General features: G+C 64.2%; 29 protein-coding genes. 11 read left to right on the top strand and 18 right to left on the bottom strand.

The features are described 5' to 3' along the window. Window positions 1–87: 87 nt before the first annotated feature. From mltA to AB4Y97_RS02230, 5 genes are all read left to right on the top strand, one after another. Complete coding sequence (gene mltA / locus AB4Y97_RS02250; protein WP_441997357.1) at window positions 88–1,206, top strand: murein transglycosylase A; 1,119 nt, start codon at window positions 88–90, stop codon at window positions 1,204–1,206. Then, complete coding sequence (locus tag AB4Y97_RS02245) at window positions 1,203–1,763, top strand: Smr/MutS family protein (RefSeq protein WP_441997356.1); 561 nt, start codon at window positions 1,203–1,205, stop codon at window positions 1,761–1,763. The genes mltA and AB4Y97_RS02245 overlap by 4 nt, the downstream gene beginning before the upstream one ends. Before the next feature lie 4 nt (window positions 1,764–1,767). Continuing rightward, a complete protein-coding gene (locus AB4Y97_RS02240; protein ID WP_441997355.1) occupies window positions 1,768–2,196 on the top strand; it encodes a helix-turn-helix domain-containing protein in 429 nt (142 codons plus the stop codon). Window positions 2,197–2,303: 107 nt separating this feature from the next. After that, on the top strand, window positions 2,304–3,053 hold the full coding sequence (gene map, locus AB4Y97_RS02235; RefSeq protein ID WP_441997354.1) for a type I methionyl aminopeptidase: 750 nt from the start codon (window positions 2,304–2,306) through the stop codon (window positions 3,051–3,053). A 209-nt stretch (window positions 3,054–3,262) separates the two neighbouring features. Continuing rightward, window positions 3,263–4,264 (top strand): adenosine kinase, encoded by a 1,002-nt coding sequence (locus tag AB4Y97_RS02230; protein ID WP_441997353.1) that lies wholly within the window; start codon window positions 3,263–3,265, stop codon window positions 4,262–4,264. A 121-nt stretch (window positions 4,265–4,385) separates the two neighbouring features. Here AB4Y97_RS02230 and coaA read toward each other — a convergent pair whose 3' ends face one another. The 8 genes from coaA to hisB all read right to left on the bottom strand — a co-directional run bounded on the left by coaA (window position 4,386) and on the right by hisB (window position 9,781). Beyond that, a complete protein-coding gene (coaA, locus tag AB4Y97_RS02225) occupies window positions 4,386–5,357 on the bottom strand; it encodes a type I pantothenate kinase (protein ID WP_441997352.1) in 972 nt (323 codons plus the stop codon). A gap of 20 nt (window positions 5,358–5,377) precedes the next feature. Beyond that, window positions 5,378–5,698: a phosphoribosyl-ATP diphosphatase gene (locus AB4Y97_RS02220; protein WP_441997351.1), complete on the bottom strand. Its 321-nt coding sequence runs from the start codon at window positions 5,696–5,698 to the stop codon at window positions 5,378–5,380. Between the two features lie 21 nt (window positions 5,699–5,719). Beyond that, window positions 5,720–6,367 carry an Asp/Glu racemase gene (locus AB4Y97_RS02215; protein WP_441997350.1) on the bottom strand — a complete coding sequence of 216 codons (648 nt, stop codon included), beginning with the start codon at window positions 6,365–6,367 and terminating at the stop codon, window positions 5,720–5,722. A 24-nt stretch (window positions 6,368–6,391) separates the two neighbouring features. Beyond that, entirely contained in the window at window positions 6,392–7,180 is a 789-nt protein-coding gene (hisF, locus tag AB4Y97_RS02210) for an imidazole glycerol phosphate synthase subunit HisF (protein WP_441997413.1), read from the bottom strand. Further along, entirely contained in the window at window positions 7,180–7,932 is a 753-nt protein-coding gene (gene hisA / locus AB4Y97_RS02205; protein WP_441997349.1) for a 1-(5-phosphoribosyl)-5-[(5-phosphoribosylamino)methylideneamino]imidazole-4-carboxamide isomerase, read from the bottom strand. Before hisA ends, hisF begins: the two co-directional genes overlap by 1 nt. Continuing rightward, window positions 7,920–8,570: an imidazole glycerol phosphate synthase subunit HisH gene (gene hisH / locus AB4Y97_RS02200; protein WP_441997348.1), complete on the bottom strand. Its 651-nt coding sequence runs from the start codon at window positions 8,568–8,570 to the stop codon at window positions 7,920–7,922. Before hisH ends, hisA begins: the two co-directional genes overlap by 13 nt. Continuing rightward, window positions 8,567–9,073, bottom strand: coding sequence for a DUF2628 domain-containing protein (locus tag AB4Y97_RS02195; protein WP_441997347.1), 507 nt, complete (start codon window positions 9,071–9,073; stop codon window positions 8,567–8,569). Before AB4Y97_RS02195 ends, hisH begins: the two co-directional genes overlap by 4 nt. Before the next feature lie 120 nt (window positions 9,074–9,193). Next, window positions 9,194–9,781: an imidazoleglycerol-phosphate dehydratase HisB gene (gene hisB / locus AB4Y97_RS02190; protein ID WP_441997412.1), complete on the bottom strand. Its 588-nt coding sequence runs from the start codon at window positions 9,779–9,781 to the stop codon at window positions 9,194–9,196. A 159-nt stretch (window positions 9,782–9,940) separates the two neighbouring features. Between hisB and hslV the strand changes: the two genes are divergently transcribed. The 5 genes from hslV (at window position 9,941) to AB4Y97_RS02165 (ending at window position 14,003) form a co-directional block, all read left to right on the top strand. Further along, the gene (gene hslV, locus AB4Y97_RS02185; RefSeq protein WP_441997411.1) at window positions 9,941–10,471 is read left to right on the top strand and encodes an ATP-dependent protease subunit HslV; all 531 of its coding nucleotides are present in this window, start codon (window positions 9,941–9,943) and stop codon (window positions 10,469–10,471) included. Continuing rightward, the gene (gene hslU / locus AB4Y97_RS02180) at window positions 10,468–11,778 is read left to right on the top strand and encodes an ATP-dependent protease ATPase subunit HslU (RefSeq protein ID WP_441997346.1); all 1,311 of its coding nucleotides are present in this window, start codon (window positions 10,468–10,470) and stop codon (window positions 11,776–11,778) included. The genes hslV and hslU overlap by 4 nt, the downstream gene beginning before the upstream one ends. A 333-nt stretch (window positions 11,779–12,111) precedes the next feature. After that, window positions 12,112–12,504: a BA14K family protein gene (locus AB4Y97_RS02175; protein WP_441997345.1), complete on the top strand. Its 393-nt coding sequence runs from the start codon at window positions 12,112–12,114 to the stop codon at window positions 12,502–12,504. Window positions 12,505–12,612: 108 nt separating this feature from the next. Next, on the top strand, window positions 12,613–13,188 hold the full coding sequence (locus AB4Y97_RS02170) for a BA14K family protein (protein WP_441997344.1): 576 nt from the start codon (window positions 12,613–12,615) through the stop codon (window positions 13,186–13,188). 314 nt (window positions 13,189–13,502) lie between these two features. Next, the gene (locus AB4Y97_RS02165; protein WP_441997343.1) at window positions 13,503–14,003 is read left to right on the top strand and encodes a BA14K family protein; all 501 of its coding nucleotides are present in this window, start codon (window positions 13,503–13,505) and stop codon (window positions 14,001–14,003) included. Window positions 14,004–14,063: 60 nt separating this feature from the next. Here AB4Y97_RS02165 and AB4Y97_RS02160 read toward each other — a convergent pair whose 3' ends face one another. Further along, the gene (locus tag AB4Y97_RS02160; protein WP_441997342.1) at window positions 14,064–14,414 is read right to left on the bottom strand and encodes a RidA family protein; all 351 of its coding nucleotides are present in this window, start codon (window positions 14,412–14,414) and stop codon (window positions 14,064–14,066) included. A gap of 185 nt (window positions 14,415–14,599) precedes the next feature. Between AB4Y97_RS02160 and AB4Y97_RS02155 the strand changes: the two genes are divergently transcribed. Next, window positions 14,600–15,103 (top strand): DUF4142 domain-containing protein, encoded by a 504-nt coding sequence (locus AB4Y97_RS02155; protein ID WP_441997341.1) that lies wholly within the window; start codon window positions 14,600–14,602, stop codon window positions 15,101–15,103. Window positions 15,104–15,114: 11 nt separating this feature from the next. Here the strand turns inward: AB4Y97_RS02155 and AB4Y97_RS02150 are convergent, their stop codons facing one another. From AB4Y97_RS02150 to AB4Y97_RS02110, 9 genes are all read right to left on the bottom strand, one after another. Next, a complete protein-coding gene (locus tag AB4Y97_RS02150) occupies window positions 15,115–15,726 on the bottom strand; it encodes a pyridoxamine 5'-phosphate oxidase family protein (protein WP_441997340.1) in 612 nt (203 codons plus the stop codon). A gap of 11 nt (window positions 15,727–15,737) precedes the next feature. After that, a complete protein-coding gene (locus AB4Y97_RS02145) occupies window positions 15,738–16,130 on the bottom strand; it encodes a type II toxin-antitoxin system VapC family toxin (RefSeq protein ID WP_441997339.1) in 393 nt (130 codons plus the stop codon). After that, complete coding sequence (locus AB4Y97_RS02140) at window positions 16,120–16,377, bottom strand: type II toxin-antitoxin system VapB family antitoxin (protein WP_441997338.1); 258 nt, start codon at window positions 16,375–16,377, stop codon at window positions 16,120–16,122. Before AB4Y97_RS02140 ends, AB4Y97_RS02145 begins: the two co-directional genes overlap by 11 nt. Before the next feature lie 132 nt (window positions 16,378–16,509). After that, the gene (gene pnp / locus AB4Y97_RS02135; RefSeq protein ID WP_441997337.1) at window positions 16,510–18,684 is read right to left on the bottom strand and encodes a polyribonucleotide nucleotidyltransferase; all 2,175 of its coding nucleotides are present in this window, start codon (window positions 18,682–18,684) and stop codon (window positions 16,510–16,512) included. Between the two features lie 211 nt (window positions 18,685–18,895). Further along, window positions 18,896–19,165 carry a 30S ribosomal protein S15 gene (gene rpsO, locus AB4Y97_RS02130; RefSeq protein WP_441997336.1) on the bottom strand — a complete coding sequence of 90 codons (270 nt, stop codon included), beginning with the start codon at window positions 19,163–19,165 and terminating at the stop codon, window positions 18,896–18,898. A 400-nt stretch (window positions 19,166–19,565) separates the two neighbouring features. Beyond that, entirely contained in the window at window positions 19,566–20,486 is a 921-nt protein-coding gene (gene truB, locus AB4Y97_RS02125; RefSeq protein WP_441997335.1) for a tRNA pseudouridine(55) synthase TruB, read from the bottom strand. 5 nt (window positions 20,487–20,491) lie between these two features. Beyond that, the gene (gene rbfA, locus AB4Y97_RS02120; protein WP_441997334.1) at window positions 20,492–20,911 is read right to left on the bottom strand and encodes a 30S ribosome-binding factor RbfA; all 420 of its coding nucleotides are present in this window, start codon (window positions 20,909–20,911) and stop codon (window positions 20,492–20,494) included. A gap of 106 nt (window positions 20,912–21,017) precedes the next feature. Continuing rightward, a complete protein-coding gene (infB, locus tag AB4Y97_RS02115; RefSeq protein WP_441997333.1) occupies window positions 21,018–23,915 on the bottom strand; it encodes a translation initiation factor IF-2 in 2,898 nt (965 codons plus the stop codon). A gap of 5 nt (window positions 23,916–23,920) precedes the next feature. Then, window positions 23,921–24,583 (bottom strand): RNA-binding protein, encoded by a 663-nt coding sequence (locus AB4Y97_RS02110; RefSeq protein WP_441997332.1) that lies wholly within the window; start codon window positions 24,581–24,583, stop codon window positions 23,921–23,923. Window positions 24,584–24,589: the final 6 nt, after the last annotated feature.

Below are 24,589 nucleotides of genomic sequence, written 5' to 3'. Positions count from 1 at the left end.
CATCGAATCGATCCCAAAAGTGGACTCCACTTTTGGGTCCGAGGCTCCGGACGGCTCGTCTTCGGCCTTCTCTCATGGATTCTGATCATGTCTTCCCCGGAGGCCGCATCTTCGCTGTCCGGCAAGGCGCGCCTTGAGCCCCTGGCCTTTTCCGATCTCGACGGCTGGGCGCGGGACGATCACGCCGCAGCCTTCGAGGCCTTCCGCCGCTCCTGCCAAGCCCTTGATGCGCAAGGTCCCGAACTCCGCCCGGCGCAGAAGCAGCAGGCCGGCCTCATCGCAATCTGCCGCAAGGCCTTGAGCGTCGGCGCGCCGTCCGGTGCCGAGGCGCGCCGCTTCTTCGAGACGCATTTTCAGCCCTTCGCGGTGAAGCCCCTCTCGGGAGACGGCTTCCTCACCGGCTATTACGAGCCGGAATTCGAGGGCTCCCGGACGCGGGATTCCCGCTATACGGTGCCCCTCCTCGCCCGCCCGGACAATCTCGTCACGATTCCCCAGGGTGAGACCCTGTCCGGCCTCGATCCGGATCTGCAGGCGGCCCGGCGCACCGCCGAAGGCTACGAGCCCTATCCCGACCGCGCCGCCATCGAGGACGGGGCACTCGGCTCGTTGGCGAAGCCGGTGGTCTATCTGCGCGAACCGGGCGAGGCGTTCATCATCCATGTCCAGGGCTCGGCTCGCATCCGCCTGACCGACGGCTCGGTGATGCGCGTGGCCTATGCCGGGCGCAACGGCCGGCCCTACACCTCCATCGGCCGCCTGCTGGTGCAGCGGGGCGAGATGGATCTCGAAACCATGACGCTGGAAAAGCTCATGGGCTGGCTTAAGGACCATCCCGAGCCGGCCCGCGCACTGATGCGGCAGAACCTGTCCTACATCTTCTTCCGCGAAGCGAGTGAGCTGGTGGAGGAGGACGGCCCTATCGGTGGCGCGGGCATTCCGCTGATTCCGGGCCGCTCTCTCGCGGTCGACCGCTCGCTCTGGGCCTATGGCCTGCCCTTCTGGCTCGACGGCCGGCTTCCCGTCACCCTCGACCGGACCGAACCCTTGCAGCGGCTCATGATCGCGCAGGATACGGGATCGGCCATCGTCGGCCCGGCCAGGGGCGATTTCTATTTCGGCAGCGGTCCCGAGGCCGGGACGCGGGCCGGGCTCCTGCGCCATCCCGTGCGCTTCGTGGTTCTGCAGCCCAAAACCTCGTCATGACCAAGCGCCGACGCTCCCGCCAGCTCAACGCCGAGGAGAGGCGGCTCTGGGCCCATGTGGCCCGGGGCGTCGCGCCGATGAAGGGCAGGACCCTTCCCGTTGAGCCGGAGGCAGAAGAGACCCTCACCGAGGCCAAGCCGGAAACGGGCCTCAAGCCCGCGCCCCTGCCGCTGGCCAGTCCCAAGGCGACGCTTCCGCCGCTGGCCCCCGTCGAGCGCAAGACCCTGCAGGCTCTCCGGCGCGGCACCAGGGCCGTCGACGGCATTATCGATCTCCACGGCATGCGCCAGGGCGAGGCGCATGAGGCGCTGTTGAGGTTTCTCTATAGAGCGCAGGGCGCGGGCCACGGGCTCGTTCTCGTCATCACCGGCAAGGGCGGCGCCGGCGCCGATGGCGGCCTGTTCGACGAGCGCGGCGTTCTTCGCAGGATGGTTCCCCATTGGCTGCGGCTTCCCGATCTCAGATCTCTTGTGATCGGCTTCGAGGAAGCCTCTCCCCATCACGGCGGATCCGGTGCACTCTATGTCAGGCTTCGCCGTAGGCGCGGCGTGGGATGAACGGATGACTCCTTTCGGTGAACGGGTGCGGCAGCTTCGCCGCGAGCGCGGATTGATGTTGAAGGACATGGCCGCGCATTTAGGCGTATCGAGCGCCTATCTTTCGGCTCTGGAGCGCGGCGAGCGCGGCAAGCCCACCTGGACGCTCATTCAGGGCGTCCTGCAATATTTCAACATCATCTGGGACGAGGCCGACGAATTGGCCCGCCTCGCCGATCTCTCCGACCCCCGGGTGAAGATCGACACCTCGAACACGAACCACCGCGCAACCCTCTTCGCCAACCGCCTCGCGCGCGAGATCGGCAACCTGTCGGAGGACGATGTTGAGGATATGCTCGCGATCCTCGACAATGCGCAGGAAAGGGAGCGGCGGGCGGTCACCCCCGTCCAGGCCCCGCAGGACGCAGCCTACGATTCCTCGCCCGGACCGTGAGGAGGCTACTTCGACCGCCGGAATGGAGGATGTGGACTCGCCTTTGGTTCTGTCGTTTGTAAGTCGAGTTCACAAGCGTTATGTCCGGGCTTTCGGAAGAGCCTGATATGACAATCTCGAATGACAACGACCTCACCCGCCTGAAAGAGGTCGGGCGTATCGTCGCCAATACCCTCGAAGCGATGGGGAAGGCCCTTGAGCCGGGCATGACCACCTCTGAACTCGACCAGATCGGGCGAAAGCTCCTGGAGGCTGAAGGCGCGCGTCCGGCTCCGGAGTTGGCCTACGCCTTTCCTGGGGCGACCTGCATCAGTGTGAACGAGGAGATCGCTCATGGCATCCCGGGTGCCCGACGGATCGAGCGTGGCGACCTGGTCAACATCGACGTTTCAGCCGAGAAGAACGGCTTCTTTGCGGATACGGGAGCCTCGTTCGCCGTTCCGCCCGTAACCCGCTCGATTGAACGTCTTTGCAGGGATGGTCGGCGGGCCATGTGGACGGGCCTGCGGCAGGTTGGAGCCGGCAAACCGATTGCCGGCATCGGTCAAGCCATCGGGACCTTTGCGCGAAAAAACGGTTACAGTCTCGTCAGGAACCTTGCCAGTCACGGTGTCGGCTTATCGCTCCATGAGGAGCCGACAGAGATCGCAACATGGCCCGACTCCTCCGAACGTCGCATCATGAGCGACGGCTTGGTGTTCACCGTCGAGCCATTCCTGTCCTTTGGCGCGGAGTGGGCCGAGGATGGGGATGATCCATGGACGCTCTACAGCAGCCCCGAGGCCCCTACCGTTCAGTACGAACATACCGTTATCGCAACCCGAAACGGACCTTTGATCGTGACAATGGCCGGTTAAGGCTGTCTCCGCCAGAGACCGAGGCTTCCCCTGTTCCATAAACGGTCTTATCGGAAATTACGCCTCGCGGGTCCACAAGCCCTGCCTCTTGCGTGAGCGTCCGGGACATGCGGCGCGGTGCGAAAGCTCTTGGTGAAAGCCCCGGCCCTTGACCGTCACGGCTGCGGATGCGAAAGCGCCGTTCCGTTCTTTCATTTCCCCGGTTCACCATGTCCCATACCCGCATCGACGTGCTCACGCTCGGCAACGCCATCGTTGACGTGCTGGCCCATACGGATGAAGCCTTTCTCGTCAAAAAGAATGTCCACAAGGGCGCGATGCAGCTCATCGATGAAGCGCGGGCGGAAGAGCTTTACCGCGACATGGGGCCGGCAATCATCGTCTCGGGCGGCTCCGGGGCCAACACGGCGGCGGGCGTTGCGGCGCTCGGCGTCAAGGCGGGCTTCATCGGCAAGGTGAAGAACGACGAGACCGGCCGTCATTTCGCGCATGATCTCAAGACCATCGACGTCCATTACGACGTCGCTTTCGCCGATGACGGCCCGGCCACCGCCCGCAGCTTCATCCTGGTGACGCCGGATGGCGAGCGCACCATGAATACCTATCTCGGCGCGTGCCAGAACCTCACCCCCGATGACGTGAAGCCTGAGACGGTGCAGGCCTCTTCCATCGTCTATCTCGAAGGTTATCTCTGGGATCCGCCGGCGGCGAAGGAGGCTTTCCGGAAAGCCGTGAAGATCGCCCACCAGGCCGGCAACAAGGTGGCGCTGACCCTGTCCGACGCCTTCTGCGTCGACCGCTACCGGGACGAATTCCTCGGCCTCATGCGCGACGGCAGCCTCGATATCCTCTTCGCCAACATCCATGAATTGCAGAGCCTCTACGGCACGTCCGATCCGGACAGCGCGCTCGCGGCCCTGCGCGAGGAAAAGCTGCTCGGAATCGTCACCCGCTCGGCCGAGGGCGCGATGGTCGTCACCCGCGGCGAAACCCGCGCTGTTCCCGCCTTCCCCGTCGCGCGCGTGGTCGACACCACCGGCGCGGGCGATCTGTTCGCCGCGGGCTTCCTCGCCGGCCTGACCCAGGAGCTCGACCTCGTCGATTGCGCCCGCCTCGGCGGCCTCGCCGCAGCCGAGATCATCAGCCATCTCGGTGCGCGGCCGCAGGCGGACTTGCGGGACATGGCCCGCCAGGAAGGGCTTCTGGGTTAAGAAACAGCGCCTTCCCTCCCCGCCGCAAGTCGGTGTTCCCGACTTGCGCAGGATGAACTTGCGCAGGATGAAGCGGATCTCGAGAACACCCGAGATCCGGGGGAGGACATAGGGCGGTGTTTTACAAGCGCCTCAGCGCCACGGTCTCGATCCGGTGGCTGGCGCCTTTTTTCAGGATCAGGCTCGCACGCTGGCGGGTCGGCACGATGTTTTCGCGCAGGTTCACCAGGTTGATGCGGTTCCATAGGCCGTCGGCGGTGGCGATGGCCTCGTCCTCGGGCAGTTCCGCATAGCGGCGGAAGAACGAGAGCGGATCGCGGAAGGCGGTATGGCGCAGGCGCAGGAAGCGGTTCACGTACCAGCGGTGCAGGTCGGCCTCGTCGGCGTCGATATAGACTGAGAAATCGAAGAAATCGGACACGAAGGGGATGGCGGTGCCGTCCTTCGGCATGCGCGCCGGTTGGAGCACGTTGAGCCCCTCGACGATGAGAATGTCCGGCCTGTCGACCACCGTCTCCTCGCCGGGCACCACATCGTAGACGAGGTGCGAATAGAGCGGCGCGCGCACATTGCGCTTGCCCGCCTTGATGTCGGCGAGAAAATGCAGGAGCGCGCCGGTGTCGTAGCTCTCCGGAAAACCTTTGCGCTCCATCAGGCCGAGTCGCGTCAGTTCCGCATTGGGCAGAAGAAAACCGTCCGTGGTGACGAGATCGACCTTCGGCGTGTTGGGCCAACGGGCGAGAAGCGCCTTCAGCACGCGGGCCGTGGTGGATTTGCCCACCGCCACCGAGCCCGCGACGCCGATGATATAGGGAACCTTGGCCTCTTTCTCGGCGAGCAGGAAGCGCTGCGTCGCCTTGAACAGCCCTTGAGTCGCCGCGACGTAGAGGGAGAGCAGGCGCGACAGAGGCAGATAGATCGCCGCGACCTCGTCGAGAGAGATCGGATCGTTGAGGGATTGCAGCTGCAACACCTCGTCGGCGGTCAGCGTCATCGGCGCGTCGGCGCGCAGCTTCGCCCATTCTTCGCGGTTGAAGACCCGATACGGGGAAAGGTTGTCCTCGTCGAAGGACACCGCGTTGCGCTGATCCATGAATATCCCCTTTCGGGCTTTTAAGGCTTGCGCGCGGCCTTCTCGGCCAAACCTGATTGCGCGGTGCGGCGCTCCAGTTCGGCCATGACGTCACTTAGCGGAATGTGCGCGCCCTGCAACACGACCAAAAGATGATACAGCACATCGGCTGCCTCGGCGGTGAGGTTCTGCCGGTCGCCCTGCACAGCCGCGATGGCCGCTTCCACCGCCTCCTCTCCCAGCTTCTTGGCCGCCTTGGCAGGGCCATCCGCGAGAAGCTTGGCGGTGTAAGACTCCGTGGCAGGAGCCGCCGCGCGCTCGGCGACGATGCGGGTGAGATCTTGGAGCGTGAAGGTGGTCATGAGGCTATCCTTCCAGCGCGATTAAGCCGCTTCGGCTTGGCCAGCCGCTACAACAGCAGCGCTTAGCCCTGCGCTAGGACTTGTCAGAGGCTGTCCTGCGCGGCACAGATCGGCCGCCGCCATCATCGAAGCTTGCGCTAGGGCAACAAGCTCAAAGCCTTCCTCGAAGGCGCAATCCGCCGCTTCCGCGATCATTTTTAGATAGCTGTCCCGGTCTCCAGCCTTGAACAGGTCCCAGGCCTTGGGGACGAGCCTGATCTCCACCCTTGCGCCGGTTGCCTGCGCCGCGGCTTCAAAAAGAATGCGGGTCGGTTCCAGTGTGGTTGGTGCGGCGCAGAGCGCGATTGCCGATTTGCCGCTTCCGGCTGTTGCATGCGCCAAAGCCTCATCCACGCGCAGAACCGGGATGTGGGCCTGCGCGGCCGCCGTGGCGGCGGGGCCGATGCTCGAACAGGTCAGGATCACCGCGTCAGCACTAGTGGCGAGTTTCAGCAGCACCGCAACCGTCTCCGACTCCAGCAGCGTGGTGAAACCACTTTGCTCGACCTTTGCCAGCAGATCGGGGCGAACTGTGTGCGTGAGAACGACATGTGCGAAGGCATCGCTCTTCGCGGCATTTTCGAAAACGGCGATGTTGCTCTCTGCAGTGTGCAGGCAGGCGATACGCATCAGTAGAGATCCTCTCGAGGTCGGTCAGGCACGAGCAGGCTCGTCCAGCCGCATCTTCAGTCCGGCCTTGGCCATATAGCCTTTTGCCTCGCCGATGGTATGCGTGCCGAAATGGAAGATCGAGGCGGCCAGCACGGCGCTGGCATGGCCCTCGCGGATTCCGTCGACCAGATGGTCGAGATTGCCGACGCCGCCCGAGGCAATGACCGGCACCGAGACCGCATCCGAAATGGCGCGCACGAGCGCGAGATCGTAGCCGCCCTTAGTACCGTCCCGGTCCATGGAGGTGACGAGAAGCTCACCCGCGCCGAGATCCGCCACCTGTTTCGCGAAGGCGATGGCATCGATGCCGGTGGCGTTGCGCCCGCCATGGGTGAAGATTTCCCAGCGCGGCGCCTCACCCTCCCCCGACACCTTCTTGGCGTCGATGGCGACGACGATGCATTGATTGCCGAACTTTTCCGCCGCCTCGCGCACGAAATCCGGGTTCTTCACCGCGGCGGTGTTAATCGACACCTTGTCGGCCCCGGCGAGCAGGAGCTTGCGGATATCCTCCACCGTACGCACGCCGCCGCCGACGGTGAGCGGCATGAAGCAGGCTTCCGCCGTGCGCCGCACCACGTCGAGCAGGATGCCGCGCGCCTCGTGGCTTGCGGTGATGTCGAGAAAGCAGAGCTCGTCGGCGCCCGCCGCGTCATAGGCCTTCGCGGCCTCGACCGGATCGCCCGCGTCGCGCAGGTCGACGAATTGCACGCCCTTGACGACGCGCCCGTCCTTCACGTCGAGGCAGGGAATGAGGCGAACCTTCAGCATCATGCATTCTCCCGGCGCGCCGTACGCAGCAAAGCCAGCGCCTGGTCCGGGTCGATGCGTCCGTCGTAAAGGGCGCGGCCGGAAATCGCGCCGCCGAGGATGGCGCAATCGGGCTGCGTCAGCCGCTCGATATCGGCCATGGAGCCGAGCCCCCCGGAGGCGATCACCGGGATCTTCACCGCACGCGCCAGGGCCAAGGTCATGGGCATGTTGAGGCCCTTGAGAATGCCGTCGCGGGCGATGTCGGTGTAGATGATGGCCGCGACGCCAGCGTCCTCGAAGCGGCGTCCGAGCTCTTCCGCCGTCAGGGTCGATGTCTGGGCCCAGCCTTCGACAGCGACGAGCCCGTCCTTGGCGTCGATGCCCACCGCGACCTTGCCGGGATGGAGCCGCGCCGCCTCGCGCACGAAGGCCGGATCGCGCACCGCCGCTGTGCCGATAATGACGCGGGCGACGCCTTTCGAGAGCCAGCCCTCCACCGTCTTCATGTCGCGGATGCCGCCGCCTAGCTGCACCGGGATCCTGATGCGCTTGAGGATCGCTTCGACCGCCGCGGCGTTCATCGGCTTGCCGGCGAAGGCGCCGTCGAGATCGACCACATGCAGCCATTCGAAGCCCTGGGCCTCGAAGGCGGCGGCCTGCGCCGCCGGATCGTCGTTGAACACGGTTGCCTGGTCCATATCGCCCTGAATCAGCCGGACGCAGCGGCCCTCCTTCAGGTCGATGGCGGGAAAAAGAATCACGGACTCCACCTTAGGAAATTGGCGATGAGCCTGAGGCCGAGGGCCTGGCTCTTCTCGGGGTGAAACTGGGTGCCGACGACATTGTCCTTGGCGACGATGGCGGTCACCGGACCGCCGTAATCGGCGGTGGCGACGACATCGCCCGCATCGGCGGGTTCAAGTGCATAGGAATGGACGAAATAGGCATGCAGCCCGTCCGGACCCGTGGCGATGCCGTCCAGAACCGGATGGGTTTTAAGCCGGTCCAGGGTGTTCCAGCCCATATGCGGGATTTTCAAATCGGGATCGCTCGGCGTGATCGCCTTCACGTCGCCGTGGATCCAGTCGAGCCCCTGCGAGGTCACGTATTCGAGGCCGCGGCTCGCCATGAGCTGCATGCCGACGCAGATGCCGAGGAAGGGACGGCCCTCCTCCCGCACGCGGCGATTCAGCGCCTCGACCATGCCCGGAACCCCGTCGAGGCCGCGGCGGCAATCGGCGAAGGCGCCGACGCCCGGCAGCACGATCCTGTCCGCCTTGGCGACCAGATCCGGATCCGAACTCACGGTGACGGTCTCGGGAAGCCCCGCCTCCCGCGCGGCGCGCTCGAAGGCTTTCGCGGCGGAGTGCAGATTGCCCGAACCGTAATCGACGATAACAACGCTCACCGGGGACGCTCCGCATCGGGAAACAGGCCGATCACCGGTTCCACCCCCCGGCTGGGACGGATGGCCGACGAGAGCGGCGAAGAAACGGGCGAAGAAACAGGAATACGGGACGGCGCCGGCCGCTGCAGCCAGCGCGCGAAGGCCTTGGCCTCCGCCTCGTCCTTGCTGGAGGCAATCACCACATCGGCGAGCGGACGTCCACGGCGCTCATAGGTCCAGCGCCTGAGGCTGTTTGCCTCAAGGCCGATCAGGACCGACAGAAGCACCTCTGCGACGAAGCCGGCGAAGGGATTCACGCCGATGAGGTTCAGCCCCGCATTGAAGGCCGCGAGAGCCACGAGGACGATCAACCCGGCGAGCCACAGCCGGTGGAAGAAAAACCAGAGGACAGTGAAGAAGAAGGCGCCCCAGGAGAAGCCGTCCTTCACGATTTCCGCCTCGTCCAGAGCCGCCGGATCACCCGGCCGCGCATCGCGTGGGAGGTGCAGGGTATAGGTGGTCATGGCGCAGTTCCTTGAGATGCCTTTCCGGCGAAGGGATTTCCTTCGAGGAGCCGGAAAAGGCGGTCTGCCGACGATCTCGAGCCTTTTTCCAGGTTTTGCGAAACCTGGAAGACTTAAGATCTAGAGCGTTCCCTTGGTGGAGGGAACGCGGCCCCCCTCCTTCGGGTCCACGGAAACGGCGTGGCGCAGGACCCGCGCCAACCCCTTGAAGCAGCTCTCGGCGATATGATGGCTGTTCTCGCCGTAGAGCGTCTCCACATGCAGGGTCAGCCCGGCATTGATCGCAAGGGCCTGGAAGAACTCGCGCACCAGCTCGGTGTCGAACACGCCGATCTTTTCCGTCGGGAACGCGGTCTTGAACACCAGGAACGGACGGCCGGAAATATCGAGCGCGACGCGGGTCAGCGTCTCGTCCATCGGCAGGTGGATATCGGCGTAGCGGGTGATGCCCTTCTTGTCGCCCAATGCCTGCACGATCGCCTGTCCGAGCGCGATGCCGGTATCTTCCGTCGTATGATGCTGGTCCACATGCAGGTCGCCCTTCACCTTCACGGAGAGGTCGAAGAGACCGTGGCGGGCGAAGAGTTCGAGCATATGGTCGAGAAAGCCCACCCCGGTGGCGATCTCGGCCTTGCCGGTGCCATCGAGGGCAATCGACACGGCGACATCGGTCTCGGCGGTGCGACGGCTGACGCTCGCGGCGCGCATCATGAAAATCCTTCGTGCAAGAGACGGCGCGTTTGTGACGGCGCCTTCTATCAAGCTGGAGCGAGAAACGCTACCCGCGTTGCTTTTGGGGACAAGATGATTAAGTCAGTCTCATTCCCCGCCGGAGTCGCCCCTTTGTCCGAGAATACCCCTCCCAGCATGCATGCCACCACGATCCTCATGGTCCGAAAGGGAGGCCGCGTCGTCATCGGCGGCGACGGTCAGGTCAGCCTCGGCCAGACCATCGTGAAGGGCAACGCGAAGAAGGTCCGCCGGCTCGCCAAGGGCGGCGTGATCGGCGGTTTCGCCGGCTCGACCGCGGATGCGTTCACCCTGTTCGAACGCCTGGAAGGCAAGCTCGAACAATATCCGGGCCAGCTCACCCGCGCCTGCGTCGAGCTGACCAAGGACTGGCGTACGGACCGATACCTGCGCCGCCTGGAGGCGATGATGCTCGTCGCCGACAAGGAGGTGGGCCTGCTCCTTTCCGGCTCGGGCGACGTGCTGGAGCCGGAGGGCGGCATCATGGCGATCGGCTCGGGCGGCAATTACGCCCTTGCGGCCGCCCGTGCGCTCGACGATTCGGGCCTCGACGCGGAGGCCATCGTGCGCCGCTCGCTCAATATTGCCGCCGAGATCTGCGTTTATACGAACTCCAACATCGTTATCGAGACGCTGGAAACAGAATGACCTCCTTCTCCCCCCGTGAAATCGTTTCCGAACTCGACCGCCACATCGTCGGCCAGTACGAGGCCAAGCGCGCCGTCGCGATCGCCCTGCGCAACCGCTGGCGGCGTCAGCAGCTGGATGGTTCCTTACGCGAGGAAGTGGCGCCCAAGAACATCCTGATGATTGGGCCCACCGGCTGCGGCAAGACCGAGATCTCCCGCCGCCTGGCGCGGCTCGCCAATGCGCCCTTCATCAAGGTCGAGGCGACGAAGTTCACCGAAGTCGGCTATGTGGGCCGCGACGTGGAGCAGATCGTGCGCGATCTGGTGGAGGTCGGCATCGGCCTCGTGCGCGACGAGCGCCGCAAGCAGGTCCAGGCCAAGGCCCATCTGGCGGCGGAGGAGCGCGTGCTCGATGCGCTGGTGGGCACGACGGCGAGCGCCGCGACGCGCGAGAGTTTCCGGCGCAAGCTGCGCGACAACGAACTCGACGACAAGGAAATCGAAATCGAGGTGCAGTCGAGCGGCGGGCAGGGAATGCCGATGTTCGAGATCCCCGGCATGCCGGGCGCGTCCGTCGGCGCGATCAATCTCGGCGACATGTTCGGCAAGGCCTTCGGAGGCCGCGCCAAGATGCGCCGCGCCACGGTGAGCGAGGCCTACGAGCCGCTGGTCACGGAGGAATCCGACAAGCTCCTCGATCAGGACGCCATCGTGCAAGAGGCGATCCGGCAAGTGGAGAACAACGGCATCGTGTTCCTCGACGAGATCGACAAGATCTGCGCCCGCGAGGGCCGCGCCAGCGGCGACGTTTCCCGCGAGGGCGTGCAGCGGGATCTCCTGCCCCTCATCGAAGGCACGACGGTCGCGACCAAATACGGGCCGGTGAAGACGGATCACATCCTCTTCATCGCGTCGGGCGCGTTCCACGTGTCGAAACCGTCGGACCTCCTGCCCGAATTGCAGGGCCGCCTGCCGATTCGCGTGGAGTTGTCGCCGCTGACGGTGGAGGATTTCAAGCGCATCCTGACCGAGACGGAAGCGAGCCTCATTAAGCAGACCGTCGCCCTCATGCGGACGGAAGGCGTGGAACTCGTCTTCACGGACGATGCCATCGACGCCTTGGCGCAGGTGGCGTTCGACGTGAACAACTCGGTCGAGAATATCGGCGCGCGACGGCTGCAGACGGTGCTCGAGCGCGTGCTCGACGATGTCTCCTTCACGGCTCCCGACCGCTCCGGCGAGGCGGTCACCATCGATGCGGCCTATGTGCGCGGCGAGGTGGAAAGCCTGGCCAAGAATACGGACCTCAGCCGGTTCATTCTCTAAGGAGATGAGCGGGACAAGCAGGAACTGAATCTTCGAAGAGACTGTGCGTCGAGAGACGAGGTCCCGGTTCCGTTTCTAAGAATACGGGACCGGACTTAAGCTAATTTTCAGGTCACAACGACGCAGCCGGCGGTAAGCGCCATGTCGTTGATGCAGGTCAACGACCCGAGAGAGGATTCCCTAGAAACTTTTCGGACGTGCGGAATCCGTCGTTGCGATCTGCCCATCCGTTCATCGAAACGATCCTGATGAATGACGGCAGTTCGGAGCTTGCGGAACGGAACTATGTCCGAAGGAAGACCTCGTGTCCCGCACGGTCCAAGGAGACTTCCCATGAAGGCCCTTCTCACAACCCTGGCGGCGGCAGCCCTTGGGAGCGTATCCCTGTTACCGGCGTCTGCCTCTGCGCAGACCTTCTCGCCCGAGAAGATCGCCACCCTGACCCGGAGCGCAGCTTACGCACAGTACACCGCGCCGCGATCCCGGACGCAGCGATATTACAGCCCCACCAATCCCTACGGCTATGAATACGGGTATCCGAGGGGCTACGAGGAGCCCACCACTACGGGAGGCGTGGCGACGCCGACCGGACCGCTTCACACCAACGCCTATCCGGACTGGCCCGGTCAGACCTGGATCAGCTACTGCTCGCGCCGCTATCCCACCTATAACCCGGAATCCAATACCTTTTGGGGGACTGACGGGCGGGAGCATCTTTGCCGTTGACGCTATCTTGATGGACCTTTGGGCAGGCCCATCGGTTTTATCAGAGCGTCGCGTCCTCGTGACGCAACGCTCGCCCATGGCGAAATGCGCAATGAAAGGAGCGATTCCATGCGAAAGCTGATCATTGCCGCCTTGGCCACAGCCGTGCTTCTCCCGGCATCCTTCCTCGCCAATACGGCCTCCGCCCAAGTGGCATCCCAACCCGCCTCCCAAGCGGCTTCCTTGACGAAACAGAACCTGTTGCAACTCCTTGAACAGGACCAGTTGACGACGCGCTATGCCGCTGTGCGGCGCGTCGGCGGTTATCATGGCGGCCGCGCCGCCGTTCATAGGGGAGGGTATCGCGGAGCGTACCGGGGGGCAGCCTATCGCGGCGGTTACCGCACCGGCGTCTACCGCGCGGGAGTGGCGCGGCCCTATGGGTACCGGTACGGATACGGCTATGGCCGGCCCTATGGGTACCGGTATGGATACGGCTATGGCCGTCCCTATTACCGTGGCGCGTATTACCGTCCCTATTACGGCACTTATCGTCCGTATTACGGCGCTGCCGCAGCGGGACTGGTGACGGGCAGCATCGCGGCGCAGGGTACCTCAGCCTACTGCGCCCAGCGCTTCAGGTCCTATAATCCGGCGACCGGAACCTATACCGGTTACGACGGCCGGCAGCGTCGCTGCCCCTGAGAGCGGACTCAAGCGAGCATGATCTGAAACCGATTTTTGGAAAGGGTCATGCTTCAAGGAGAACATGAATGATCGAGGCGAGGAATCCGAACGGATTCCTCGCCTTTCAGTTGAACGATGTTTAATTCCAGCTCCAAACCCGGTGCGGCAAGCTTTGATATCTGTACAGCGTCACGATCTTCTTGCGGAAAAATAGCGGTCGATCTGCAACAATGTCCTTAAACTCACAAAACTGCGAGTTTCGGGACATTTCTTCCTGCCATAGGGAACGGGTTCTTTCAAAAGACGTTCGATGATGCAGGAAGGAGTTTGCTATGCGTCAAGTACTGATGGCTGTTGCCGCAACATTGGCCTTGGGCTCGGCGGCCGTTCTGGCCGATGCGAAGCCGGCCCAGGCACAATCGACACAGGCCGCCAAACCTCAGGTTGCCAAACCTCAGGTTGCCAGGCCTCAGGCCACCAAGCCTCTCATGGCTCTGCAGAACGGTGACTTGCAGACAAGCTATTCGCAATGGCGCGACCGTAATGGCTGGTATGGCCGGCCGGGCTATGTAGCGCGTCCCTACTACGGGCGCGGCTATTATTACGGCCGTCCCGGCTATTATCGCCGCGATTACGGTTCGGCGGCCGCGGCCGGCGCCATCGGTCTCGCGACCGGCGCGATCATCGGCGGCGCCATCGCCCAGAGCCAGGCGGCGCCCGTCTACACGTCGCCGAACGGCGCGGTGGCCTATTGCGCCCAGCGCTTCAAATCCTACGATCCGGCGTCGGGAACCTATCTCGGCTATGACGGGCTGCGTCACGCCTGTCCGTAAGAAAGCCTTGAACGCAATGTTGGAGCGGGCCCCTTTTGGGGCCCGCTTCGTTTTCAGTGCTTACTTCGCCGCGATGACGGCGATCTCGACCTTGAACTGAGGTGCCGCGAGCTTGGCTTCCACCGTCGCGCGGGCAGGGGTGTTGCCCTGGGAGACCCAGGCATCCCACACGCCGTTCATTTCCTGGAACGTGGACATGTCGGTGAGCCAGATATTGACCATCAGCAGCTTCGACTTGTCGGTGCCGGCCTGTTCCAGCAGCCCGTCGATGATGGACAGAATTTCCTTGGTCTGCTCCGCGACGCTCTGACCGGCGGACTTATCCGCCACCTGACCCGCGAGATAGACGGTGTTGCCGTGAACGACGGCGCCGCTCATGCGCTGGCCGGGCTTGATGCGCTGAATCGTCATGATGTGCCTCTTTCAATCGCAAAGGATGTTCTTTTGGCCGTTAGGCAGCGCAGCGTAAAGGGCTTGGCGCCAACTTCTTTCGGATCGACGAGGCTCTTCAACAACAGGGAACCGGTTCGGCCTGTAGCCGTTCACCGGGCACCTGTGATGCGTATCCGAGTCCATGTTCCGAAACGAGGTGCATCATGTCGAAGACGATGATCGTGAGCCTGGCCGTTGCCGCCGCTTTGTCAGTTTCATCCTATGCCCTGGCCAAGGATTCGCCGAACCAAGCCTTTCTCAAGAAGGCGATCGAGGGAAATCTGGCGGAGGTTTCCGTGGGCCAGCTCGCCCAGCAGAAGGGCAACACCGACGGCGTCAAGAATTTCGGACGCATGCTCGAGACGGATCATTCCGCTGCAAACCAGAAGGCCATGTCCGTCGCGAGCTCCATGGGCGTGACGCCGCCGACGGAGCCCAGCAAGGAGCAGAAGGAGACCTACCAGAAACTCTCCAAGCTCTCGGGCGCTGCCTTCGATCGTGAATTCATCAAGGATATGGTGGCGGATCATAAGAAGGACGTGGCGGAATACGAGCGAGAGGCCAAACGGCAGAACGATCCGGTTGCCGGTTATGCCAGCGAAACCCTGCCGGCGCTGCAGAAACATCTGCAAACGGCCGAATCGCTTTCGGCCGCGAAAACGCAGTAGAGGATGAAAGCTCAGTAAAGCGTCGTCTTCTGCCGCTCGGGCAGCGCTTCGTCGTAAGCCTCGCCGTCGAACCGGTTCTCGCTCAAGGCCGCGAGGATCTGGCCCGCGCTCGGAAGGCTGTTACGCGCCACGTGCTTTTGCGGGTTCCACAGCTCGGAGCGCAGGATCGCGCGGGCGCATTGGAAATAGACCGTCTCGACACTGATCGCGATGACGGATTTCGGCGCCTTGCCGTCGACGGTGAAACTTTCGAGCAGGGCAGGGTCCACGGAAATCGCGGCGCGTCCGTTCACGCGCAACGTCTCGCCGATCCCCGGGATCATGAAAAGCAGCGCCACATGCGGATCGCGCACAATGTTGCGAAGCGAATCGATACGGTTGTTGCCGCGCCGGTCGGGCAAAAGTAGCGTCTTCTCGTCCGCCACCCGGATGAAGCCCGGCCCGTCGCCGCGCGGCGAACAATCGAGACCCTCAGGCCCGCGCGTCGCGAGCGCCGCGAAGGGCGAAGCCTCGATGAAGGCGCGATAGACCGGCACGACCCGGTCGGTTTCCTTGATGCGCGAGGCTTCCCCGACCTCGCCATAAAGGGATTCGAGGGCGTCGAGGGTGGTGATGGTGGTCATGACGCTGCCCCTTATTTCAGATCCGTATGAATGAAATCGTTACCCTTGTAGAGCAGCGGTATTGAGTAGTTCTTCGCACAGGCGTAGGAAAAGCAGTCGCCCATGTTCAGGCTGGCCTTGTGGCGCCTGCGTCCATATTTGGCGAAAGCCCGGATTGCGCCGATGCCGATCTCCGGCGTGATGGGAACGTTGCGGATGTTAAGGGCCTTGATGAAGGCCTGTGTCGCCTCAACCGCCTGTTCGACGCTGACTTGTCCCTTGTCGGCGAAATTCATCACGATCTCGGCGACGGCAATCGGGGAGATCGTCAAAGGCGTATTGGCATTCTCCAGCCGGTCGAGGATCTCATCCTGATCGGGCTCGCCGAGAAAAATCGCGAGCACCGCCGAGGCGTCAACGAACATCGTCTTCGCCCCACAAATCGTCGAAGTATTTCTTCTGTTCCTCGATGGTCGTCTGCGACGGCTTGGAGATCTCGCGGATTCGCGCCAGCACGGGCGCGAGTTTCTCGTGAACCGTCAGCTTGTCCCGTTCCGCGGCGATTTCCCGATCCACGGCGGTTCTTAAGACGTCGGCGACGGTCGCCTTTCGGCGCTTCGCCAACCCCCGCAGACTCCGCAAGACGGCTTCGTCCCTGATCAGATAGGACATGATATATTCCTTTCGATATACATATATACGAAAGGCGATATCTCCGATCAAGGCGGCTCGGCTGCAAAGGCTCTTACATGAAAAGGGCGCGGCTCGCGCCGCGCCCCTTCATGAACCCGAAGGTTTCGAGCCTTACTCGCCGGCGGCCTGCTTGGCCTTTTCGGCGTCGCGTTCGGCCTTGAGCTTCTCGGTGATGTCTTCGCCCGTCTCCTGGTCGACGACCTTCATGGAGAGGCGGACCTTGCCGCGCTCGTCCATGCCGAGGAACTTCACCTTCACCTTGTCGCCTTCCTTGACCACGTCGGTGACTTTGCCGACGCGGTTCTTGGCGAGCTCGGAGATGTGGACGAGACCGTCGCGCGAACCGAAGAAGTTCACGAAGGCGCCGAATTCCATCACCTTCACCACCGTGCCCTCGTAGATCACGTTGACCTCGGGCTCGGCGACGATGGAGCGGATCCAGTTATAGGCGGCCTTGATCGACTTGCCGTCGGCGGAGGCGATCTTGATGAGGCCGTCGTCGTTGATGTCGATCTTGGCGCCGGTCTTCTCCACGATCTCGCGGATGACCTTGCCGCCCGAACCGATGACTTCGCGGATCTTGTCGACCGGGATCTGCATGGTCTCGATGCGCGGAGCGTGCTCGCCGAGTTCGGCGCGCGGTGCGGTGAGGGCCTTGTTCATCTCGTCGAGGATGTGGGCGCGGCCGTCCTTGGCCTGATCGAGCGCGACGCGCATGATCTCTTCGGTGATGCCGGCGATCTTGATGTCCATCTGGAGCGAGGTGATGCCCTGATCCGTTCCGGCCACCTTGAAGTCCATGTCGCCGAGGTGGTCCTCGTCGCCGAGAATGTCGGAGAGAACCGCGAAGCGCTCACCCTCGAGGATGAGGCCCATGGCGATGCCCGCCACTGGACGGCGAAGCGGAACGCCCGCATCCATCAGCGCCAGCGAGCCGCCGCAGACGGAAGCCATCGAGGAGGAGCCGTTCGACTCGGTGATCTCCGACACGACGCGGATCGTGTAGGGGAACTCGTGGCTCGGGGGCAGCATCGGGTGGATGGCGCGCCAGGCGAGCTTGCCGTGGCCGATTTCGCGGCGGCCGGGCGAGCCCATGCGGCCCGTCTCGCCGACGGAGTAGGGCGGGAAGTTGTAGTGCAGCAGGAAGGTTTCCTTGCGGGTGCCCTCGAGCTGGTCGATGTACTGCTCATCCTCGCCGGTGCCGAGCGTGGCGACCACGAGAGCCTGCGTCTCGCCGCGGGTGAACACCGCCGAACCGTGGGTGCGGGGCAGAACGCCGACTTCGGAGACGATCGGGCGCACAGTCTTGAGATCGCGGCCGTCGATGCGCTTGCCCTCGTCCAGAATGTTCCAGCGCACGACCTTGGCCTGGACTTCCTTGAAGGCGGACTTGACCTTCTCCGGATCGAACTTGGCCGGAGAACCTTCTTGGCCTTCGGCCGGAAGCAGCGCTTCCATCACCTTCGCCTTCACGGCGTCGATGGCGGCGTAGCGGTCCTGCTTCTTGGTGAGCTTGTAGGCCTCGCGCAGGTCCTTCTCGGCGATGTCGAGAACGGCCTTCTCCACGTCCGACATGTCGGCGGGCTGGTAGTCGCGCGGTTCCTTCGCGGCCTTCTCGGCGAGGCGGATGACGGCCTCGATCACCGGCTGGAAGTGCTTGTGGCCGAACATCACGGCGCCGAGCATCACGTCCTCGGCCAGTTCCTTGGCCTCGGACTCGACCATCAGCACGGCGTCGGCGGTGCCGGCGACGACGAGATCGAGAGAGGATTCATCCATCTCCTGGAGCGGCGGGTTCAGCTTGTACTGGCCGCCGATATAGCCGACGCGGGCGGCACCCACCGGGCCCATGAAAGGCACGCCGGAGAGGGTCAGCGCAGCGGAGGCCGCCACCATGGCGACGATATCCGGATCGTTTTCGAGATCGTGCGAGAGCACGGTCACGACGACCTGGGTGTCGTTCTTGTAGCCATCAGCGAAAAGCGGGCGGATCGGGCGATCGATGAGGCGGGAGACCAGGGTCTCCTTCTCGGTCGGACGGCCTTCACGCTTGAAATAGCCGCCCGGAATGCGGCCGGCGGCATAGGTGCGCTCCTGGTAATTTACCGTGAGCGGGAAGAAGTCGAAGCCGGGCTTCGGCTCCTTGGCCGAGACGACGGTGGCGAGAACGGTGGTCTCGCCGTAAGTGGCGACGACGGCGCCGTCGGCCTGACGGGCTATCTTGCCTGTTTCGAGCGTGAGCTTGCGCCCACCCCAGATCAGTTCTTCGCGTTGAACATCAAACATCGTTTTGTCTTTCATGACACGGCGGGGGCTCGATGCCATGAGCAAGACGGCAAGAGGCTCCTTGAGCGGGTGAACCCGCCTCTGCAAGCCCCTTGCGATCCTGCCATGGTCATCGCGTCATCCGCCTCTTTTCATAGGACGCGGGGGTCGATCCGCCGGCGTCGAGAGGCCGTCCGGAGCCGGGCTCCGGACGGAATGTTAAACGAAAAGCTTAACGGCGGATGCCGAGCTTCTCGATGGTGGTCTTGTAGCGGCTCTCTTCCTTCTTCTTCAGATAGTCGAGGAGGGAGCGGCGCTGGGACACGAGCTTCAGGAGACCGCGACGGGAATGGTTGTCCTTGGCGTGGGTCTTGAAGTGGCCGGTCAGGTTGTTGATCCGCTCGGTCAGAATGGCGATCTGCACCTCGGGGGAGCCCGTATCGCCGGCCTTTTGAGCGAATTCCTTGATAAGCGCGTTCTTGCGCTCAGCCGTAATCGACATCGTCAATCCTTTCAGTTGGATTTAAGAAATGACCTTACCCTTTGGAAGGGCTGAAGGTCCGGTTTTCCCGAGACGGGCCGGGCCGGGATGTCGTCCAGCGCGGTCTGCTCTCTCGGGCGCATCCAGCAGGCCAAGCCTGCCGGAAGTGGGCGCACCATACACGAAAACGGTGTGAGTGCTAGAGATTTCGTTATTGTGAAGCGGAGCCAAGAGGTTGCGCCGCTTAATCCCTCCCCTTTGCGGGGAGGGTTAGGGTGGGGTGGAACGGCCGGGTGAGAGAACGACCCGGTAAGGCGCGGTATCGGCTGTCATGATCAACGCGAATGAAGACGCGCTTTGACTTTGCTACCCCCACCCTCGATCCCTCCCTGCAAGGGGGAGGAAAAACAGCGCTTTCCTCTTACGCCCCCAGATTGAACACCCGGTGCGGCACCAATTCGCCGCGCTCCACGTCGCCGACAGCGACGAGAACGCCATTGCAGGTGGCGTAGACCTTGCCCGACAGCGGGGCCTCCCGGCCGCGCAGGATGATCGACTGGCCGCGCATTAGGCGTCCCGCCATGTCGCGGCTGACCGCGATCGAGGGGATTTCGCTCAGGGCCGTTTCGACGGGGCGTAAGGCGGCCGGGTCGGTGGCGAGATCGTCGACCACTACCGCATCGGCTTCCGTGAACGGCCCGACGCGGGTGCGCCTGAGGGCCGCGATATGGCCGAGACAGCCCAGCGCGCGGCCGAGATCGCGGGCGATGGCGCGCACATAGGTTCCCTTGCCGCAATCGGCCTCGAGCACGGAGCGGTTGCCTTCGTGGTGGACGAGCGCCAGGCGGTCGATCTCCACGGTGCGGGCCTGCAATTCCACCACCTCGCCGTCGCGGGCGAGGTCATAGGCGCGCTCGCCCTGGATCTTGATGGCGGAAAAGCGTGGCGGCACCTGCTGGATCGAGCCCGTGAAGCGCGGAAGAAGGGCCTCGATGGAAGCAGGCTCCGGAACCTGGTCCGTGCGCCCGACCACTTCGCCTTCCGCGTCGTCCGTATTCGTCTCCGCGCCCCAGGCGACGGTAAACACATAGGATTTACGCCCGTCCATGACGAAAGGCACTGTCTTGGTGGCCTCGCCGAGCGCAATCGGCAGGATGCCGGAGGCGAGCGGATCGAGGGTGCCCGCATGGCCGGCCTTCTTGGCCAGGAGGCCGCGCTTGACCACTGCGACCGCATGGGTCGAGGTCATGCCGACGCCCTTGTCGAGAATGATCCATCCGTTGACGTCGCGCTTCTTCGGGCGGTCGTGTTGCGGACGCCGCTGCGGTCGTTCTTCCGTCATGAACCTTACTCGTCGTTGTCGTCGTCGGGAGAGGGTTTGGCCGTGTCGCGGACGACCTTTTCGGTGCGCAGCAGGGCATCGATCCGCGCGGCCTCGTCGAAGGTCTCGTCGCGGAGGAAGCGCAGGTCCGGCGCGAATTTGAGATTCACCCGGCGGGCCACTTCCTGGCGCAGGACCTTCTTGTTCTTGTCGAGCGCCTTGATCACCGCCTGTTCGTCCCTGCCGCCGAGCGGCATGACATAGGCGGTGGCGAGCTTCAGGTCCGGCGACATGCGCACTTCCGGAATCGTGATGACGTGCTTCGTCAGCACGTCGTCCTGCAGGTCGCCGCGCGACAGCACTTCGGCGAGCGCATGGCGCACGAGTTCGGCCACGCGCTGCTGGCGCTGGGAGGGGCCGGTATTTTGTTCGAAACGTTTGGCCATCGTCACATTCCGGAGTTGAACCGGACCATTCAAAAGGGGTCATGGCCGGGCTTGGCCCGGCCATGACGATTGACTTCAGACTTTGAAAAAGGGGTCGGAAACGGGCTTAGAGCGACCGCTTCACCTCTTCCACACGATAGCACTCGATCAGGTCGCCGACGCGCATGTCTTGGTAGTTCTCGAAGGACATGCCGCATTCCTGGCCGGCCGTGACCTCGCGGGCGTCGTCCTTGAAGCGCTTGAGCTGGCTCAAGCGGCCTTCGTGGATGACCACGTTGTCGCGGATGAGGCGGACATGGGCGCCGCGCTGGACCACGCCGTCGAGGACGCGGCAGCCGGCGATCTTGCCGACCTTCGATACGTTGAACACTTCGAGGATCTGCGCCTCGCCGAGCCGCTCCTCGCGGAGCGTCGGAGCGAGAAGACCCGACATCGCCGCCTTCACGTCATCCACGAGGTCGTAGATGATGTTGTAGTAGCGGATCTCGACGCCGGCCCGTTCGGCCGCCTCGCGCGCTTCCTTGTGGGCGCGCACGTTGAAGCCGAGCACGATGGCGCCGGAGGCTTCCGCGAGCGTGATGTCCGATTCCGAGATGCCGCCGACACCGGCCTGGACCACACGGGCCCCAACCTCTTCGGTGCCGAGCTTTTCGAGCGCGCCGATGATGGCTTCCGCCGAACCCTGCACGTCGGCCCGGACCACGAGCGGGAATTCCTTACGGCCTGCTCCGGCCTTCAGATCGCGCATCATGTCGGCCAGTGTGCGGCCGGCTGCGCCCATGCGGGCCGCCTGACGCTCGCGTTTCTGGCGCGTACGGTACTCGGTGACTTCGCGGGCGCGGGCCTCGGACTCGACGACCGCCACGCGGTCGCCCGCCTCGGGCGTGCCGTTGAAGCCCAGAACCTCGACCGGGACGGAGGGACCTGCCTCCTTCACGGAGCTGCCGAGATCGTTGATGAGGGCGCGCACGCGACCCCATTCGGCGCCGGCCACCACGATGTCCCCCGTGCGCAGCGTGCCGCGCTGGACGAGAACGGTGGCGACGGGGCCGCGACCGCGATCAAGCTTCGCCTCAATGACGGTGCCTTCCGCCGAACGATCCGCATTTGCCTTCAGATCGAGAATTTCGGCCTGCAGTTGCAAGCCTTCGAGCAGGACATCGAGGCCCTGGCCGGTCTTGGCGGATACCTCGAATTCGAGGGTTTCGCCCCCCAGCGACTCGACGACGATCGAGTGCTGGAGCAGCTCGGTACGGACCCGCTGCGGATTGGCGTCGGGCTTGTCCATCTTGTTGATCGCAACGATCAGCGGCACACCTGCGGCCTGGGCATGGGAAATCGCCTCTACCGTCTGGGGCATGACGCCGTCATCGGCAGCCACGACCAGCACGACGATATCCGTCACCTTGGCGCCGCGGGCGCGCATGGCGGTGAAGGCTGCGTGGCCGGGGGTGTCGATGAAGGTGATCTTGCCGCCGAGCGGCGAGGTCACCTGATAGGCGCCGATATGCTGCGTGATGCCACCGGCTTCGCCGGAGACCACGTTGGTCTTGCGGATGGCGTCGAGCAGCGAAGTCTTGCCGTGATCGACGTGGCCCATGATGGTGACGACCGGCGGGCGCGACTCGAGGTTCTCGTCCACGTCCGGCGTGTCGAAGAGACCTTCTTCCACGTCCGATTCCGCAACGCGCTTCACCGTATGGCCGAGCTCTTCGGCGATCAGCTGGGCGCTGTCCGAATCGATCACGTCCGTGATCTTGTGCATCTGGCCTTGCTTCATGAGCATCTTGATCACGTCCACGGCCCGCTCCGACATGCGGTTGGCGAGTTCCTGGATGGTGATCGTCTCGGGAATGATCACCTCGCGGGCGATCTTTTCCTTCTGCTCGACCTGGCGGTGACCGGTCAGGCGCTGCGTGCGGCGACGGAAGGACGCGACCGAGCGGGTGCGCTCGTCCTCGCCCGAGGTCGCTGCGGTCACGGTCAGGCGGCCACGCCGTCTTTCCTCGCCCGGAGCGGCCTTCGGCGTCTTCGGCAGGGCAGCGGGCTTGGCTGCGACGCCGGGACGCCGGACAATGCGCGCACCGTCCTCGTCATCCACTTCGACGGCGCGGGCCGCCACTGGCGGAGCCGTGCGGGTATTGGGCTTGGCCGTCGTCGGATCGGGCACGGCCGGGGGAGCGGGACGGGCCATGTGATTCAGGCTCGGCGGACGACCTCCGGTCGTGCCGCCACCACTGCGGGGACCGCCGAAACCGGGGCGCGGACCCGCGCCAGCCGGACGAGGTCCCGAGCGATCACCGCCGGGCCGGTCGCCGGCCGGACGGGGTCTGTCACCGCTCGGACGGGGCCGGTCGCCAAAGCCGCGGTCGCCGGAGCGGTCGGAAGGACCCCTCTCGCTGCGTGCGCCCTGCGGCGCCGCACCGGTGCTCGGACGCGGAGCCTGTGCGGCAGGCGCGGCCTCCTCTCCGAGGCGGCGGCGGGCCTGATTCTCGGCGACGCGCTTGCGCTCGTCTTCCTGGCGGCGACGCTCATCCTCTTCCTGCTTGCGGGCTTCTGCCGCTGCGCGCTCCTTGGCTTCGGCCACCTCGCGCTCGGCGCGACGCTTGGCCTCTTCCTCCTGGTGCTTGCGGTCCTCTTCCTCGCGGCGGCGCGCATCGGCCAGCGCGCTGGCGCGGGCATCGCGCTCCTGATCGGAGAGCGTCCGCAGCACTACGCCGGAACGAGGCGCGTTGGAGGAAGGGCCGCCCCGTTGCGGACGACCTTGAGGGGCCACTTTCGGCGTAGCCGTCACCGGGGCCGCGGCCTGTGGCGGCGCAGCCTTCTGCTCCGGCGCTCCGCCCGGTCCAACAGGGCGACGCTTCACCGTCTCGACCACGACCGCCTTCGAGCGGCCATGGGAGAAGCTCTGACGCACCACGCCCTGTTCGACGGGTCGCTTCAATGAAAGCGTCTTGGACGACACATGGAGTGTCTTGTCGCCCGGATTTTTCGTATCGGTCATTCCGCTCAATATCCTGCGGGTTTCAAAATCGTGGGTTCGCCGGACTCGGTTTCGAGGCCAGCCTGATCGGCATCGAGGCCGCAATAGGTGCGGTAACGATGCCAGCGGTTCAGAAAGCCGTCGCTCCCAGCGCCCGCGACGAGGGCAGCATGTATCACATGTGACCGGCCTAATGCCAAATCCAATTCGTCATTTGACAGATCTTGGATGACCGGAAAGCCTGATATTGCCTCGCCGAGGCGTTTTCGCAACTGGTTAGCGATCTTTCGTCGCCCATCTTCAGCCGCTTCTGCGGCATGAATAAGGGCGGCAATGGGTTTTTCGGCGATAGCCGACTCAACTTTCGCGAATCCGGTGATCACCGCTCCCGCCTTGTTGGCGAGCGACAGGCTCTGGCGCAGATCCGCCCGAAGCATCTGCTCGATATCGGCGGCGAGCGTTTCGGGCGCCCTGGCTTCGGCCTTGAAGGCGCGCGCGAAGAGACGGCGCTTGACCGCCTCTTCCACCAGATCCTGCCGGCCCGCGACCCAGACGCCCCGACCCGGCAGCTTGTGCTTCAGGTCCGGGACGATCTGGCGGTCGGGCCCGAGGACAAAGCGGATCAGCCCCGCCGACGGATGAACCGTGCGGGTGACGATGCAGGTGCGCTCCGGTTCATGCCGCGACACGGGTGC

It is taken from the genome of Microvirga sp. 2TAF3, from assembly GCF_052114965.1.
Taxonomy (GTDB): domain Bacteria; phylum Pseudomonadota; class Alphaproteobacteria; order Rhizobiales; family Beijerinckiaceae; genus Microvirga.
Note: the sequence above shows the minus strand (reverse complement) of the source record. Positions and strands in the feature narration are given on the sequence as shown.

Excerpts from the sequence above, each read along its gene's own strand:
- mltA (WP_441997357.1), top strand. The coding sequence starts at position 88 with ATGTCTTCCCCGGAGGCCGCATCTTCGCTGTCCGGCAAGGCGCGCCTT.
- AB4Y97_RS02245 (WP_441997356.1), top strand. The coding sequence starts at position 1,203 with ATGACCAAGCGCCGACGCTCCCGCCAGCTCAACGCCGAGGAGAGGCGG.
- AB4Y97_RS02240 (WP_441997355.1), top strand. The coding sequence starts at position 1,768 with ATGACTCCTTTCGGTGAACGGGTGCGGCAGCTTCGCCGCGAGCGCGGA.
- map (WP_441997354.1), top strand. The coding sequence starts at position 2,304 with ATGACAATCTCGAATGACAACGACCTCACCCGCCTGAAAGAGGTCGGG.
- AB4Y97_RS02230 (WP_441997353.1), top strand. The coding sequence starts at position 3,263 with ATGTCCCATACCCGCATCGACGTGCTCACGCTCGGCAACGCCATCGTT.
- coaA (WP_441997352.1), bottom strand. The coding sequence starts at position 5,357 with ATGGATCAGCGCAACGCGGTGTCCTTCGACGAGGACAACCTTTCCCCG.
- AB4Y97_RS02220 (WP_441997351.1), bottom strand. The coding sequence starts at position 5,698 with ATGACCACCTTCACGCTCCAAGATCTCACCCGCATCGTCGCCGAGCGC.
- AB4Y97_RS02215 (WP_441997350.1), bottom strand. The coding sequence starts at position 6,367 with ATGCGTATCGCCTGCCTGCACACTGCAGAGAGCAACATCGCCGTTTTC.
- hisF (WP_441997413.1), bottom strand. The coding sequence starts at position 7,180 with ATGCTGAAGGTTCGCCTCATTCCCTGCCTCGACGTGAAGGACGGGCGC.
- AB4Y97_RS02195 (WP_441997347.1), bottom strand. The coding sequence starts at position 9,073 with ATGACCACCTATACCCTGCACCTCCCACGCGATGCGCGGCCGGGTGAT.
- hisB (WP_441997412.1), bottom strand. The coding sequence starts at position 9,781 with ATGCGCGCCGCGAGCGTCAGCCGTCGCACCGCCGAGACCGATGTCGCC.
- hslV (WP_441997411.1), top strand. The coding sequence starts at position 9,941 with ATGCATGCCACCACGATCCTCATGGTCCGAAAGGGAGGCCGCGTCGTC.
- hslU (WP_441997346.1), top strand. The coding sequence starts at position 10,468 with ATGACCTCCTTCTCCCCCCGTGAAATCGTTTCCGAACTCGACCGCCAC.
- AB4Y97_RS02175 (WP_441997345.1), top strand. The coding sequence starts at position 12,112 with ATGAAGGCCCTTCTCACAACCCTGGCGGCGGCAGCCCTTGGGAGCGTA.
- AB4Y97_RS02170 (WP_441997344.1), top strand. The coding sequence starts at position 12,613 with ATGCGAAAGCTGATCATTGCCGCCTTGGCCACAGCCGTGCTTCTCCCG.
- AB4Y97_RS02165 (WP_441997343.1), top strand. The coding sequence starts at position 13,503 with ATGCGTCAAGTACTGATGGCTGTTGCCGCAACATTGGCCTTGGGCTCG.
- AB4Y97_RS02160 (WP_441997342.1), bottom strand. The coding sequence starts at position 14,414 with ATGACGATTCAGCGCATCAAGCCCGGCCAGCGCATGAGCGGCGCCGTC.
- AB4Y97_RS02155 (WP_441997341.1), top strand. The coding sequence starts at position 14,600 with ATGTCGAAGACGATGATCGTGAGCCTGGCCGTTGCCGCCGCTTTGTCA.
- AB4Y97_RS02150 (WP_441997340.1), bottom strand. The coding sequence starts at position 15,726 with ATGACCACCATCACCACCCTCGACGCCCTCGAATCCCTTTATGGCGAG.
- AB4Y97_RS02145 (WP_441997339.1), bottom strand. The coding sequence starts at position 16,130 with ATGTTCGTTGACGCCTCGGCGGTGCTCGCGATTTTTCTCGGCGAGCCC.
- AB4Y97_RS02140 (WP_441997338.1), bottom strand. The coding sequence starts at position 16,377 with ATGTCCTATCTGATCAGGGACGAAGCCGTCTTGCGGAGTCTGCGGGGG.
- pnp (WP_441997337.1), bottom strand. The coding sequence starts at position 18,684 with ATGTTTGATGTTCAACGCGAAGAACTGATCTGGGGTGGGCGCAAGCTC.
- rpsO (WP_441997336.1), bottom strand. The coding sequence starts at position 19,165 with ATGTCGATTACGGCTGAGCGCAAGAACGCGCTTATCAAGGAATTCGCT.
- truB (WP_441997335.1), bottom strand. The coding sequence starts at position 20,486 with ATGACGGAAGAACGACCGCAGCGGCGTCCGCAACACGACCGCCCGAAG.
- rbfA (WP_441997334.1), bottom strand. The coding sequence starts at position 20,911 with ATGGCCAAACGTTTCGAACAAAATACCGGCCCCTCCCAGCGCCAGCAG.
- infB (WP_441997333.1), bottom strand. The coding sequence starts at position 23,915 with ATGACCGATACGAAAAATCCGGGCGACAAGACACTCCATGTGTCGTCC.